General features: G+C 44.7%; 11 protein-coding genes. 4 read left to right on the top strand and 7 right to left on the bottom strand.

All coding sequences use genetic code 11. From position 1 onward, the window contains the following. Nucleotide 1: 1 nt before the first annotated feature. The 7 genes from IX53_RS08175 to IX53_RS08145 all read right to left on the bottom strand — a co-directional run bounded on the left by IX53_RS08175 (nucleotide 2) and on the right by IX53_RS08145 (nucleotide 11,736). Nucleotides 2–835 carry a carbohydrate ABC transporter permease gene (locus IX53_RS08175; protein WP_053001265.1) on the bottom strand — a complete coding sequence of 278 codons (834 nt, stop codon included), beginning with the start codon at nucleotides 833–835 and terminating at the stop codon, nucleotides 2–4. Nucleotides 836–847: 12 nt separating this feature from the next. After that, entirely contained in the window at nucleotides 848–1,723 is an 876-nt protein-coding gene (locus IX53_RS08170) for a carbohydrate ABC transporter permease (protein WP_047755567.1), read from the bottom strand. A 58-nt stretch (nucleotides 1,724–1,781) separates the two neighbouring features. After that, the gene (locus tag IX53_RS08165) at nucleotides 1,782–2,972 is read right to left on the bottom strand and encodes a sugar ABC transporter substrate-binding protein (RefSeq protein ID WP_047754925.1); all 1,191 of its coding nucleotides are present in this window, start codon (nucleotides 2,970–2,972) and stop codon (nucleotides 1,782–1,784) included. Between the two features lie 13 nt (nucleotides 2,973–2,985). Continuing rightward, nucleotides 2,986–7,080, bottom strand: coding sequence for a glucoamylase family protein (locus tag IX53_RS10650; RefSeq protein WP_053001264.1), 4,095 nt, complete (start codon nucleotides 7,078–7,080; stop codon nucleotides 2,986–2,988). Between the two features lie 15 nt (nucleotides 7,081–7,095). After that, complete coding sequence (locus IX53_RS08155; protein ID WP_047754924.1) at nucleotides 7,096–9,444, bottom strand: glycoside hydrolase family 94 protein; 2,349 nt, start codon at nucleotides 9,442–9,444, stop codon at nucleotides 7,096–7,098. A 66-nt stretch (nucleotides 9,445–9,510) separates the two neighbouring features. After that, the gene (locus IX53_RS08150) at nucleotides 9,511–10,536 is read right to left on the bottom strand and encodes a LacI family DNA-binding transcriptional regulator (RefSeq protein ID WP_053001263.1); all 1,026 of its coding nucleotides are present in this window, start codon (nucleotides 10,534–10,536) and stop codon (nucleotides 9,511–9,513) included. Nucleotides 10,537–10,707: 171 nt separating this feature from the next. Then, complete coding sequence (locus tag IX53_RS08145) at nucleotides 10,708–11,736, bottom strand: M42 family metallopeptidase (RefSeq protein WP_047754923.1); 1,029 nt, start codon at nucleotides 11,734–11,736, stop codon at nucleotides 10,708–10,710. 259 nt (nucleotides 11,737–11,995) lie between these two features. Here IX53_RS08145 and IX53_RS08140 point away from each other — a divergent pair, with 259 nt between their 5' ends. From IX53_RS08140 to IX53_RS08125, 4 genes are all read left to right on the top strand, one after another. Further along, complete coding sequence (locus IX53_RS08140) at nucleotides 11,996–12,574, top strand: MATE family efflux transporter (RefSeq protein ID WP_218916061.1); 579 nt, start codon at nucleotides 11,996–11,998, stop codon at nucleotides 12,572–12,574. Between the two features lie 104 nt (nucleotides 12,575–12,678). Continuing rightward, nucleotides 12,679–13,305 (top strand): TetR/AcrR family transcriptional regulator, encoded by a 627-nt coding sequence (locus IX53_RS08135; RefSeq protein ID WP_047754921.1) that lies wholly within the window; start codon nucleotides 12,679–12,681, stop codon nucleotides 13,303–13,305. Then, the gene (locus tag IX53_RS08130) at nucleotides 13,292–14,146 is read left to right on the top strand and encodes an ABC transporter ATP-binding protein (RefSeq protein ID WP_047754920.1); all 855 of its coding nucleotides are present in this window, start codon (nucleotides 13,292–13,294) and stop codon (nucleotides 14,144–14,146) included. Before IX53_RS08135 ends, IX53_RS08130 begins: the two co-directional genes overlap by 14 nt. Beyond that, complete coding sequence (locus tag IX53_RS08125; protein WP_047754919.1) at nucleotides 14,146–15,156, top strand: ABC transporter permease; 1,011 nt, start codon at nucleotides 14,146–14,148, stop codon at nucleotides 15,154–15,156. Before IX53_RS08130 ends, IX53_RS08125 begins: the two co-directional genes overlap by 1 nt. The last annotated feature ends 4 nt before the right edge of the window (nucleotides 15,157–15,160 follow it).

The raw sequence follows: 15,160 nt of genomic DNA, 5'->3' as shown, positions 1-15,160 counted from the left end.
CTCAGAATTTCATCCCTGTCATCGAAAGACCTTTTATAATGTATTTCTGTGCGAAGAGGAACACAATAATTATGGGAATGATTACTATGAACGAACCAGACATCTGCAGCGCTATTTTTTCTCCATACTGTCCCTGCACGACAGAAATGGCGACCGGCAAGGTATACATCTTCTCGTCAGTCGCAACTATCAATGGCCAAAGGAAAGAATTCCACGCTCCAACGAAGTTGAATATGGTCAGTGTCGCTAAAGCTGGCTTTGAAAGCGGGAGAATTATCTTCAGAAATATGAAAAATTCTTTGGCACCGTCTATCTTCGCCGCGTCTATGAGTTCATCCGGTATGCTCATTATGAACTGTCGCATGAAGAATATGCCGAAAGCACTGGCAACTCCCGGCAGGATGAGACCCGCGTAAGTGTTTAGCAGGTTCATAGAATTCAATATCAAATAGACTGGAATGAGGGTCATCTGCCCCGGAACCATCAGGGTAGCGAGCACCATCAAGAACAGTTTCTCCTTACCTCTGAACCTGAACTTGGCAAACCCATAACCCGCCATGGCAGAGAGCATCACGGAGAGAAATGTGGAAACAACGGCGACGATAATCGTGTTTAGCAGCGGCCTGGCAAAATCTACGCTTTCGAAGAGTTCTATATAGTTGCTCAAAGTTGGCCTGTGAGGAATCCACCTCGGTGGGAAAATGTATATCTCATCTGGATTTTTGAAGGAAGTAGAGACCATCCAGAAGAAGGGAATGGCCATCACCAGAAAGGCCGCGAAGAGGATTGTATGTACACCCAGTTGTTCTGTTAAGGGTATTTTTTTCCTTTTCATGATTTCAACTCCTTATTCCTGATACTTCCTGAGACGCATTTGAATGGCTGTAAGTGTCAGGATTATGCCGAATAAAACTACCGCTACAGCAGAGGCGTAACCGAAGTTAAACTGGTAAAAGCCCTGTTTGTACAAATAGAGAACTATCGAAATAGTTGAGTTCAAAGGACCACCTTTGGTCAGCATATATGGTTCTTCGAACAACTGCAAGTAACCAATAACCAGCATCACGCTCACAAAGAGCATTTGCGGACGTAGAGATGGTAGCGTTACATGCAAGAACTGTTTCCATCGATTCGCACCATCGAGTTCAGCCGCCTCATAGAGAAAATCCGGGATGTTCTGAAGACCTGCGAGAAACAGCAACATGTTCGGACCAATGGCCTTCCACACAACGAGAGCGATTATGGATGGCATTGCCCATTTCGGATCGGATAACCAGTTCTGTCCGGGAATACCAAAAATACCAAGAAACCAGTTCAGCAAACCATATCTGGGATTGAGCAACCAGGCCCAGACCACCGCGATCGCAACTGTATTGGTTATCGAAGGTAGGTACAGGCTCAATCGGAAAAAGCTTTTGAAGTGTGTGGCTCCTCTGTTCAGGAGCAATGCAAAGAGAAGAGAAAAGATTATCGTTAGCGGCATGGCCACTCCTAGAGCGTAAAAGGTATTGAAAAGGGCCTTCCAGAAAATGGAATCAAGAAAGAGATCTACAAAATTCTGGAACCCGATAAAGCTCGCGTTTCTCCAATCAAAAATAGCGTATACATTGAAATCTGTCACCGAAATCAACAGCGACAGTGCAATGGGAATGAGTATAAAAATAGTCATGATGGCCAGCGCAGGACCTATGAAGATTAAAATAGCACTCAAGCGCGTTTTCATATCAAACTCCTCTCCCGACAAAATAAGCCGTCCCTCCCAACGGAGGGACGGTGAAACATCACTTGAGGATTTTTGAGATTTCCTTAACCATATCTTCAACAGCTTTTTCAGTAGTGATTTTTCCTAGAACTCTTTCTTCAAGCTTTCTTTCAACAATAGATTCTATCTTTTCCCATTCTGGGATGTTCGGTGTCGCTCTCGCGTCTTTCAGCTGTTCACCGAAAACAGATGTGAATGGGTCGTCTTTGAGCTCTGGATATTCCCAGACCTCTTTGACGGCTGGAAGAGATTTAAGAATCTGGTACCATTTAAACTGCACATCCGGTCTAGACATGAATTCAATGAATTTCCAGGCGAGGTCTTTGTTTTTCGATGTTTTGAATATGACCCAATCGCTACCTCCCATGAAGGAAGTTCTGGTGACTTTCTGAGGCATAAGCGCCACGGCCCATTTCCCATCGATTTGAGGAACTTGTTCATGCATCATAGAAACCATCCATGGACCGGTGAAGAACATAGGAACGAACCCCGTAGCAAAGTCCTGAAAAACATTCCCACTACCTGCTTTGGGTACTATATTCTCTTCAAAGAAACGTGCATAGAAATCGAGGGCTTCTTTGAACTTCGGATCGTTCACTCTGAGTTCGTTATTTTCATCTATCACTGTGGCGTTATTCTGCCATACAAAGGGAATGAATTCTTGTATTTCGTTAGTCTGAAGCGTAAGTCCGTACATCTCCGGTCTCTGTGCCAGCTTCTTTGCCGCATCATATAATTCGTCCCAGTTTTTTGGAGCTTCATTGTATCCGACTTCTGCAAGCAGATCAGTCCTGTAGAACAGAACTCTCGTATCAACATACCACGGTATGCCATAAACCTTTCCTCTGTAGACACAGGTTGCCCAGGAACCAGGGAAGAACTTTTCTTCTGAAACCACATCGGACTTTGCGATGTACTTCCTCAGATCCTGAAAAGCTCCCATCGCGCTGAAACTCGACATCCATGTGGTTCCCATTTGTGCTATATCAGGTAACTGTCTCCCGGCAACACCAGTGAGCAATTTTTCGAAAGCACTACTCCAGGGCAGAGCTTGCACTTTCACAGTAACACCGGGGTTTTCCTTTTCAAAGTCCTCTATAACAAGTGGTAACTTCTTGGCTTCCTCACCCATCGCCCAGATCTTGAGTGTTGTACCGTAAAGCGAGAGAGTAAACAAGATCAGCAAAGAAATAGTAATTAGCCTCTTCATGTTTCCAACCTCCTCACTTGAGCGTCAGTGTGCCCCAGTCCTCGGGGTTGGCCCATATCTCTGGTAGGTTATTCCAAGAAATGATGTTTTCCCTCACGTATTCACCTAAACCCGCGTCTTTCTTGTTGGAATTGTGGATAGTGTAGCAGAACCCAATGCTCATATCCGGAGCCGGTTTCAGATTCAGGTATTTTACCGGTACCATGAGTTCGAGGTCATAACCGTAATCAGTTCTCTTTGTAGCCACTTTAATATCTGGTGCGACATCGGAGATCTTTCCGGGATTAGCGTCTTCGTGCCTGACTATCTGGGGGTTACCAGCGGTATCGAAGGGCAGTATCGCGAGTTTCATGATCCCAGCGTCAGATCCGGCTCTCGAGGGATCGATGTAGAACTCAACGGAGTCTGTCCGGTAGAAAGCGCCTAAATCAGTTGGTTCTATATTGATCACCAGATATTCATCGTACACTTTCGCAGCCATATACAGATTCTCCTCATCCCACATCACGTAGAAGGTGCTATGGAGTATCTGCTTGCTCTTGTCGACCTTCTTTATACCTCCAGCAGGAACATTCATCTCTTCGTTCACGACATAGCCCTGAACGTCTTCCCATTCGGTGAGGTCGCCATCTATTATCACCGGTTTCTCCGCCTTAATCGCATAAGCAACTTTTTCCGCCGGTGCGCGCATGAGCTTTTCGAATTCCTCCTGATACCACGGAGTTACCGCGTAATCCGCTTCCTTTTCCACAAAACCAAGAGCCTTGAGCGAGTTCTGTATGTATTCATTTTTCATGAAATACTTCCAGATCAGTTCACTGCGATAATTTTCAATCATGAGCACTATGTCTCCAACATCTATTCCTACGAACTCTTCAGAAACCCAGTTCGCGTCGGCGTTGAAGCCGCTAACAAAACCATATTTGCCCCAAATGATGGGACCATATTTTTCAAGCATACCCCTTATGGCCGAAAGAGAAAGGTCTGGTGTGAAAACAATGGATGCGATGGAAGCGTAAGGGGCGATTGTACCATCATGATTATCTTCAGCCGCTCCATAAGCCTTGTAACCGTTGGGGCCATCACAGGCGCTTAATCCCCAAACATCGATATCATAGGTTTCGTAATCGAATCTCTTCATGAAGGTAAAGAGCCAGTTATATCTGGTGGCAACTTCTGCGTTGTTAAAATAGTTCGCATATTTGTCTTCCTTATTCCTGAAGTCCACCCAGACGTTTGGGTACTGGTAAACAAACAGTGTTTCCTGAGGTAGCGATATGTACGTGTCGTGTATCGGACGGTAAATCTTATCCCAGGATTCTGCAGGGATGGGATAGGTAGGAGAACCGATCGCCAATATGTAAGCGAGAATTCCTTCGTTAAAGGAATCCCATCTGGCTCCCAGGAATCCTCCTTCAGGTTTCCAACCCATAGAGAGAACCCCATCGTCTGTCAACATCCATTGCCAGTTCACAGCTCTGTACAACTGGTCCGCCAGGTCTGCAACTTCTGTACCTGCAAAATATTCCTTAACAAACAGTACACCGGCCATGAGGAGAGCTGTATCAATCGAGGACAGTTCACAATTCCAGGCCCTCTTTCCGGTATTCATGTCCACAAAATGGTAGAAGAAGCCGTTCTTGCCCTCCACCTTTCCTTCCGCAAAGGTCTTTAAAGTGGTGAGCACCCTTTCGTATCCTTCTTCTCTGCTGATCCAGCCATTTTCAATTCCCACGGGTATCGCGGTCAATCCGAAGCCAACGGCCGCTATGCTTGCTGGTGAGTCTTTTCTCGTTCTATCTCTTATAAGTCCGTTTTCTGGGTTAGCTTCATTCCAGAAGTAATAGAAAGCCTTTTTTTCGACTGCAGCGAGTAGGTCGTCATCATCGAGGTCCAGCAGATCATTGACTTCTTTAACAATTGCCGAATCGGCCATTTTTAACCTATCTTCGAAAGTGATCACCTTTGTTGTTTCTACATAAAGGCCGTCTATATAGAAGGGTTCGGTAAGGGGAATCTTGTTCTTTTCAGCATCAAATCCCGCGAAGGCGAGATAAACCTTGTATTTGTTGCCAGGCTTGATCTCTTTCATGCTACCGGCGAGTTCAAAACTGATCTGATTCCAGCCATATTGTGGCTCATCATTTGAAAAAACACCGCCAACCCAAGCCCAACCTTCCGTCAGATCCGCCATTCCAAAGAAGAACATGGTGGGGATGAGCTCAGTTCCTTCTGGAATATAAAGGTTCATAGTTATCTTGTTGCTACGGCTCCACAATTCAATTTTGTCCTGCGGAATGTCCATGGCCACTTTTGTCTCGAGTGCTTCACCTGATGGGACAACTTTCATTGAATGGGTTCCCTGAACAACGAACTCATCCGAGAGTTCAAGGGTAGCACCGGTATTATCGTTATCAAAACCGGAGATTTCCTCGGGAGTGTCCATTGACCAGATGTAATCGCGAACAACTTGCTCTTCAACCCTGATAAACAAACCGTCAATGTTGAAAGATTCCGTCAAGGGTACTTTGTTGTTAGTCTCATCAAAAGCGGCGAATGCGAGGTAAATGGTGTATTTCCCGCCTTCTTTAACCTTTTTCATGTTATCCGAAAGGACGTAGACAATCTGGTTCCATCCTGTAACGATTTCTGTTTCCGAGAAAACACCATCAACCCAGGCCCAGCCGTCACTAAGGTCTGCCATACCCATAAAAAACATAGATGGTGGCAGCTTCGTACCCTCTGGAATATAAAGGTTGAGAACGATCTCTTCGGCATTTGCCCAGGCCTTTATCATTTCTTCAGGAATGTTGAGCGCCACCTTCGTTTCTATGGCGTTCCCTGAGGGAATAACTTTCATAGAAGCCGTTCCCTGTATGAAGTTTTCGGTATCCAGTTCAAAAACTGCCCCTGTATTGTCGTTGCTAAATGTTGAGATTTCCTTCTCCGTGTCCATGCTCCAGATATAGAGCCCTTCCGGAGTTTCGACAGTCAGAACAGGCTTTTCTACAACTTCAGCTTTCTCTGCCACTTCTTCTGCACCTAAAGTAGGTCTCACAACATAAAGGCCGTCAACATAGAAAGGCATTTGAAGCGGAACCTTGCCATTTTCGTCTTCAGTAAAGAAGGCGAGATATACCATGTACTTTCCGTTTGTTTTTAGATCTCTCATTTTGTCCGTGAATTCAAAGGTGATCCTGTTCCAGCCAGGACTAACGGTATCGACAGAAAATACGCCGTCAACCCAGTTCCAGCCTTCTGTGAGGTCTGCAATACCCATAAAGAATTTTGTCGGGAAGGGTTTCTTGCCATATGGGACAAAGAGATTCATTGTTATTCCTTCGGCTTCTATCCAATCTGCTACCTTTTCTTCAGGGATTTGCAATGCCACCTTTGTTTCTGGGGCCTTTCCTGAAGGCTTAACCTCCATTGACGCAATACCCTGCGCGATGTATTTTTTCGACAGGCTAAACACTGCTCCGGTGTTATCGTTGCTGAAACCAGATATTTCTTCCTCTGTGTCCATTCCCCAGATATAAACACGCTCTGTGAGTTCTTCGGTGCTGTCGGCGACAAGGGCATCTACATAGAAAGCGTCAGCCAGAGGTGTTTTTGTACCTTCGGACTCTTCGAAGAAAGAGAAATACAGCGTGTATTTCCCGTCTGGCTTGATATTCTGCATAGGTTTGCTAAGCCGGTAAACCACCGTGTTCCAGCCATCTTTTATTTCTGTTTCTGCAAACACACCATCAATCCATGCCCAGCCATCCTTAACATCAGCCATGCCGAGGAAAAACTTATTTGGCTTTGTTTCGGCGCCTGGAGATACAAAGACAGACAACTTTAGTATATCTTTGCCTGCGAGCTTTGAAAGAGGATCCCCTTCTAGAGTAATCGCGATCTTGGTCTCAGGTGCCTCTCCGCTCGGAAGAACCTTTACTGAGTACTTACCGATTACAGCGAGGTTGCTGCTTTGAAGGAAAAGGGCCCCGGTGTTATCGTTGCTGAGAGCTGCCGTTGAATCAAAGGGCTCAACTACCTCCATTGCTCCAAAGACCGACAAAGTCAGCAACAGAAAAAGAAAGAGATTTAACTTCAGATACTTCATACGTACCCCTCCTTTTCAAATATGGACCTCTACGTCCACACTTTTTCTATCTTTGAAAGGTGGAACAACGTCCCCATCTATTTTCTCTCCCGAGATAATGATCTCCTTACGCCCGGTGCGTTTGATAACAATCCTGTATTCAACTCCTCTGAACAGACGTTTTACGGATACTTGATCCCAGTCTTCGGGAATCTTGGGGTCAAGTTTTAACCCTTCCCAGGTGGGCAGAATGCCCAGCACTCCTTCGACCCCAGCTATGAAATACCACGCTGCTGAACCCGTGTACCAGCTCCAGCCTCCTCTTCCAAAATAGGGAGAATCAGGGCCATCAACGTTGCCCGGAGTCACATATGGCTCGACCAAATATTTGTCAGGTTCCATTCCTCTATACACTGGCATGAAGCTACGGTAGATGCTATACGTATTTGGATCATTCATTCTGGCAGCGGCAAGCACTGCCCAGGTACCGGCATGGGTGTAAAGCCCACCATTTTCACGCATACCTGGAGCATATCTGGTCAAGTAGCCAATTTCTGGATCGGGGATAGAATACGCTGGATGAAAGAGAATAGGACCGTATTCTCTAAAGAGATATTTCTTTGCAGACTCATAGGCAAGTCTTTTTCTATCATCAGAAGCTGTGTCATTTAATATTGCCCATGTCTGCGCGTTCAAATAGATTTTCCCTTCCTGGTTTTGCGAGCTTCCTACTGGCTCTCCACTGTCTTTATACGCCCTGAGATACCACTTTCCATCCCAACCATGCCTGTTTATTGCCTCTTTAAGTTCAAACGCACGAATTTTGTATTCTTCCTTTCTTTCAGCATCCCCTGCAAGCTCACAGACCACTTCAAATTCTTTCAGTATACCGTATAGAAAGTGTCCCACCCAGACGCTTTCACCTTTTTCCCCGGTTCCAACCGCATTCATGCCGTCGTTCCAGTCGCCAGTGCCTATGAGGGGGAGCCCGTGACTCCCGAAACGTCCAAGTATATTGTCTATTGCTCTTACGCAGTGCTCATAGATACTTCCTTCGCCTCCATCACAGAAGCGCACCTTTTCTTTTAAAAAGGCAATATCTCCAGTCTCTTTGAGATATCTAACGGTCACAAAGGGAAGCCAGAGGAGATCATCGGAATAACCGGAAACATTTCCTTCTTCGCTCAGGGGGTGCCACCAGTGGTAGACGATACCCGAGGAAAATTGATGAGCCGCATGGAGCTTTATCTGCTTTTTTGTCTGTTCGGGATCAAGGTACAGAAAGATCTGACTATCCTGAAGCTGGTCTCTGAAACCATACGCTCCACCGGTCTGATAATATGCAGTTCTTCCCCAAAGCCTTCCGGAGATTGCTTGATATTTCAACCAGACGTTGTTCATAATATCGAAAGCTTTATCCGGTGTTTCAACGCTGAACCTGTCCAGAAGCTTTGACCAGTACGTTTTGACGCTCTCAAGTTCCTCTTCAGCTCTCGTCTTGGAAGAATAGATCCTGAGAATTTCCTCAAGAGACTCATCAGTTTTTACGGCTCCGAGAAGGTATATTAGCGTTTTTTCTTCGCCAGGCTTCAAGGTGATTTCATGCTGAAGTGAAGCGATAGGGTCTTCCCATTTTCCAAATACACCGAAGAGCTTTCCTTCCACTACAGCTTTTGGACTCGTTACGTTACCATACATGCCGATAAAGTGTTCTTTAGATCCCTCTGCAGATACAGGTGTAATGTTCGAAGCGAAAAAGGCCGTGTATTCCCAGTCTCTGTTCCAGTGCTGACCTTTTTCGTTTACTAGCTCCCATAATCTCTTTCGCGCGAGAATGCAGTTTTTATCCTCAACATACTCCGTTTCGATGAAACTCCTGTGAAACTCCCTGTGCCAGTCGGGTGCAGCACCAAGGTTCCATTCAAGATAGGTAAATAATGAGAGTTTTCTTTCCTTGTTGCTGTTGTTCTTCAGTGTGAGCTGCCAGATCTCTACGGGATCATTCTTTGCAACGAATATCCTCAACCTGGAAAAGATGTCGAAATACTGTGTCCTGAACTCCGAATATCCCAGGCCATGAGAAAGCTCAAAGGACTGTGGTTCAGCGCATACGGGTTTCCACGTCGGTGACCAGAAAAACCCTGTACTGGCATCACGGATATATATATATTTCCCCCAGTCATCCTTTATGATGTCCTGATTCCAGCGCGTTATCCTATTCAAAGATGCGTGTGTTCGCCAGCTGTATCCAGAGCCCGTGCTGGATACAACCACGCCGTAGTCCCCATTGGAGATAACGTTGATCCATGGACGTGGTGTTTTCGGTGTTTTAATTATGTATTCGCGATAATCATCTGAGAAAAAACCGTATCCATTATCGAACATGTCCAAGCCTCCTGTGCAAATTCATTTTTATATGAAACCGGTTACACACATTACATAAAACCACACTCATTCAAAAGCAGCCTTCAAACAACCACAGGACTCTCTTATAACGATACTGGTGTGGAGCTTCACTTTCATCGGAACCTTACTCCTATCACCGGAAAGCCTATCCATCATGATCCTTGCAGCAGTTTTACCTATATCATACATGGGTTGCTTAACCGTGGTGAGAGCCGGATTTATGTGTTCCGCCCATGGGGCATCATCAAAACCTACAATAATAGGTATTTTTGAAAGAGGTATCTTTAATTGTTTAGCTTTATGAATTATTCCGAGAGCCATTTCGTCATTCGATGCAAAAATTGCTTCGGGGTTAACAGCGAAAATCTTCTTCGCAATTTTTTCGGCTCCTTCTCTGGTGAAATTGCCGCAAAACACCAGATTCTCATCGTACCCAATTCCGAACTCCCTCAATGTTTTCCTGTACCCTTTAAGCCTTTCAAGACCGTGGTAACTATCCAGCGGTCCTCTCACAAAGGCTATCTTCCTAAATCCGTGGTGTTCGAGAAGGTGTAACATCATCAGGCGGCTGCCGGTGAAATTGTCGGCTGAAACCGTATCTATCGGGACTTTTGGGTATTCCCTACCTAGATACACGCAGGGCTTTTTCGCATTCGCCATCTCTTGCACAAAGCTTTCATCTGCTTCAGGGTCGAAGACAATAAGACCATCGACACGCTTCTCATCCAGCAGGGAACGGTATTTTTTCCTCGTCTCATTCTTGTCTCTTGAAGCCTCAAAGGTCATCAGCAGCATATAATAACCATTTGCCGCTAGAACATCTTCTATTCCGCGAATAACTTCCATGTAGAAAGGACCTGACGTGGTGGGAATCACAAGGCCGATCGTCCTCGTCATGCTTTTGCTGAGGTTCACGGCTCTTGAATCCGGAACGAAGTTGAACTCTTCAATTATTTTCATTACTTTCCTGCGCGTTTTTTCAGCAACGTATCCACTGTTGTTCAAAACCCTGGAAACGGTGGCTTTTGATACACCGGCCAGTTCGGCTATTTTGGCTATCGTTATCCTCAAGTTATCACCTTCATATATGGAACCGGTTACATATTGACATAATACCACCCCTTTAGGCTGAATACAAATGGTTCTATCGACACTGGAAGAGCATCATCTAGTTTGAGAGCAAAATAATCCCGGTTAAATGAAAAAAACGGGGGAAATCCCCCGTCTGTATCTGAATTTTCCTCAGTCTTTCAGGTACGCCTCTATCAGCTTTATAGTGTTTTCAAGAGCTTTATAGTGTGTTCTTTCGTATCCATGAGAGGCCTCCACACCGGGACCAATTAGTCCGAAAACCACGTCGTAACCGGCTATCAATGAAGCTTCAACATCCGAGCCATAGAAGGGATATATATCAACTGAGTAATCAACATCGGCTTCTTTTGCCTTCTCCACCAATTTGCGCACGAGTCTGCTGTCGTAAGGTCCACCAGAATCTTTCGCACAGATGGAAACGACGTATTCATCTGTACCGAGGGTGTCGCCTACTGCACCCATGTCTACAGAGATAACTTCGATGGAATCTTTTGGGATACCGCTGGAAGCACCGTGACCAACTTCTTCATAGTTAGAGAAAAAGAGATAGGTTTTTCTAGCCAGCTTTAGCTTTCCCTCACTCACATCTTTTGCCACCGCAAGAAGTATAGCGACACTGGCTTTGTCATCGAGATGCCTGCTCTTGACGAACCCACTCTCAGTTACAACAACTCTCGGATCAAAGGAGATAAAGTCACCGGTTTCTATGCCGAGTTTTTCGAGATCTTCCCTGCTCTTGACGATTTCGTCGAGTCTAACTTCCATATTGGATGCTTTTCTTTCCAGCTTTCTGGCGTTTTCGAAGACATGTACTGAAGGTGCAATGGTCTGAATGGTACCTGTATAGATTTTGCCTGCCTTCGTGTGAATTTCGCAATTCTCGCCTTCGATGCTGTTCATCATGTAGCCCCCTATAGGAGTTATCTCAAGCCTGCCGTTTCCCTTCAGGGACTTTACCATTGCACCCAGTGTATCGACATGAGCTGCCAATGTTACCGGATCCCCTTTCCCGCCTATGCAGACATAACACGCACCTTTGTTGGTAAATTGTGGCTCATAGCCCAGTCTTGAAAGCTCATCGCTGATGTACTTTATTACCTTTTCGGTGAAACCCGAGGGACTGGGGATTCTCACCAGATCGACGAGCTTTTTAACAACATATTCCTCTTTGTAGTTCATTTGAACACCATCCTTTGTTCAATATTTCAAATGATAGCCGCTCATTATGAGTATATCAGCTACAGGAGCGAATCACCAGAAGAGTTTTGGTAATAATTGTTGAAAATATGCGCTGTAAAACTGATAAAATAAACATATGACACGGAAAATATCTATTCTGATAATTGCTGTATATTTCGCGTTTCTTCTATTTCTGTATTTTGTGCCTCTTGGTATTTCGACCAGCGGGCAAAACTCGGATAAACTTGTTCATTTTGTCATGTTTGCATCCGGGGGGATCTTGCTGATTTTCTTGAAAACATCCGGAAACAGAAAGTTATTCATACTCTTTAGCATCGCGATAATTATTTCCACCTTCGCTCTTGAGATACTGCAGGGGTTTTTGAAGTACAGGGTTTACGATCGATTGGATATTTTCTCGAATCTCACCGGCCTTGGAACAGTGCTGCTGGGTTATTATATTTTCAAAACTTCTAAACGCTTTCCCTCTTTTGCATTGATGATCTTGCTGACATTTTACCTTACCTTTTCATACACCCAGCTTCGAGGAATCTTCAAGGAGCATTTTGGGGCTCTGGCACATCTCTTTCTGGACTCACTGCTTTACTTCTGCTTTACCTATCTGATGTTCTATATTGGGATTGTGCATAAAATTAGGGCAGTTTTCTGGGCATTTGCCTGGCAGATAGTATTTTTCCCCCTTCTCATGGGGTATCTTCCTTTCACAACGGAATTTTCGCCTCTCTATATCTACTTCTCGTATTCAGGCTTCTTAGCCGCTGTCGTGTTGTTCTTTTTTAGGTTTACAAAGAAATCCATAAACGATCAATCCAACTAAGACTTCTAACATCCTTATCTGAGTCCGTTCGAGATTTCATTTGAACAGTGGTATGATATGACCATATGGTCATATGACCAAACGGTCATATAGGAGGTAGAAGAATGCCTAAAGATACTTTTTTCAATCTACCAGAAGATAAACGCAAAAGGATCATTCAGGGTGCCATAGAACTTTTTTCCTCAAAAGCCTATCATGCTGTCAGTGTAAACCAACTTGTTAAGGCCACAGGTATCCCAAAAGGAAGTTTTTATCAGTATTTTGAAGACAAAAGGGATCTTTTTCGTTACCTTATTCAACTGATCTACGCCGATAAGGTTGAAAGACTTCATGGGGTTTTCAGCGATGGCACCGGCCTATTTGACCTACTAAGAGCGATGGCCCGGGAAGCGGTGGCTTTTGCAAAAGATAATCCAAAGTACACGGCAATAGCGAACAGACTCATGGCCGATTCCGAACTGAAGAAGGAAATCCTCGCCGATTTTGCCCCAGAAAGTAACAGTTTCATGGAAGAGCTCATCCTTCGCAGTTACGAAAGAGGCGAACTAAAGACAGAACTCGAACCGGAGGTTCTGGCTCGCATAATAATGGCTGTCTTTCAGGTGATGGGCGATTACATCTATGAAAAATCCGGAGACCTGAGCGTGGAAAGGTCGAAAGAGTTATTCATTCAGGTAATAAACATACTGGAAAATGGCTTGAAAGGATGTGGGGCAAATGATCAGCGTTGAAGGTCTATATTACTCTTACAGCCATGATGAAAACTACGCGGTAGAGGGCATAAGCTTTGAGATCAATGAAGGAGAAATTCTTGGCTTTCTTGGTCCCAACGGCGCGGGAAAATCCACCACTCAAAAGGTCCTCACAGGGCTTTTACCACTGCAAAAAGGGAAGGTCTTCATCGCCGGAGAGGACATAATGAAAGTTTCCAAGAGCTTTTACAACAGGATAGGGGTTTCCTTTGAACAACCCAACGTGTATATGAAGCTAACCGGATATGAAAACCTGAAGTTCTTTGCCAGCATGTTCGATGTGCCTACAGAAGACCCCTATGAACTACTCAGGCTTGTTGGCCTTGAGGATGCAGCAAACATGAAAGCAAAAGAATACTCCAAGGGTATGCTTCAGAGACTGGTCTTTGTAAGGTCTCTCATAAACCGTCCTATGATCTGGTTTCTGGATGAACCTGTTTCAGGGCTTGATCCAACCGCAGCTGCACAAATAAAAGAACTCATAAAACACAAAAAGGAAGAGGGAGTCACTATTTTCCTCGCCACCCACAACATGCATGTGGCAGAAGAGCTCTGCGACAGAGTCGCATTTATAAACGCTGGTAAAATCATTCTCATAGATACCCCGCGAAACCTGAAGCTCCGCTATGGCGAAAGACTGGTCAGGGTAGAATACAAATCCAACGGCAAAATAAAAAGGGAACTTCTTTCCATGACCGAAACCGCCGACATTGAAAAACTCAACACCCTTATAAGCTCTGGAAAACTAGAAACCATCCATAGCATGGAGGCATCCCTGGAAGATATTTTCATCAAGGTTACGGGCAGGGAGCTGGTATAATGTTCAGGCGAATTCTGGCAAATGTGGTTAAGGATATCAAACTGGGCTGGCGTAGTTACTTCTTTCTGATAGTTATCGGGGTTGCCTTTGCTTATTTTCTGCTTATAAGTTTTGTTATTCCAGAGAACATAGAAGAAGAGCTTAAACTGGTTATTTATGATGAAGCTGGTACTATGTCCATTCCGCAATCTGAAAATCTGATCATTGTAGGAAGCAGGGAAAATCTGGAAAAGGAAATGGAGAAAGACTTCAATATTATCGGCGTGATAATCAGGGCATCTGAAAATCTGGGTGTCGAATTGGTTTTTCAAGGATATGAAAGCGAAAGAACGAGAGAAATCGCCAAACTCGCCCTTTCAAAGCTATTTAGCAATGGTACAGAAAAAACCATAAACATAGAAACCCTTAAGCCTGAATCTTCTGAAAAGGTACCAATGAACAAGTGGTTTTTGCCGGTATTACTTTTGATGGAAGCAGTGCTGTTGGGAACCGTGTTAGTTTTTGCCATGTCTATCAGCGAAAAAGTAGAAAGGACACAGACTGCTTACATGGTTACCCCAGGAAGGGCACTGGAAAACCTCCTTGGAAAGGTTATTCTCTTTGAGATCCTGGGGCTTCTTTTCACATATATTCTCACACCCCTTGTGGTGGGTATGACCGCCGACTACCTGTTTCTCACTTTTGTGATAGCTATTGGAAGCTTTTTTGCTACTTCCTTTGCGCTGATTTTTGCTACTTATTATGACAACATGTCACAAGCCCTTTTTCCTATGGTAGCCGTGGCGCTATTCTTTGCTTTTCCAATGGTTAGCTATCTTTTTCCTTCTTTTAGGCCCCTGTTTTTTAAGTTAATACCCACATACCCGATTTTGCTTGCTTTAAGAGCGGCAACTTTCCCGGAGTATTTTGGACCAGTGAACCTGCAATCCATGTTGTATCCCCTGATCGCGGGGTTAGTGGCTCTCTGGTTGGCAACTGCGCTCTATACAAAAAACGCAAGGAGAGGGTGAGCAC

The organism is Kosmotoga pacifica (assembly GCF_001027025.1).
Classification (GTDB): domain Bacteria; phylum Thermotogota; class Thermotogae; order Petrotogales; family Kosmotogaceae; genus Kosmotoga_B; species Kosmotoga_B pacifica.
Note: the sequence above shows the minus strand (reverse complement) of the source record. Positions and strands in the feature narration are given on the sequence as shown.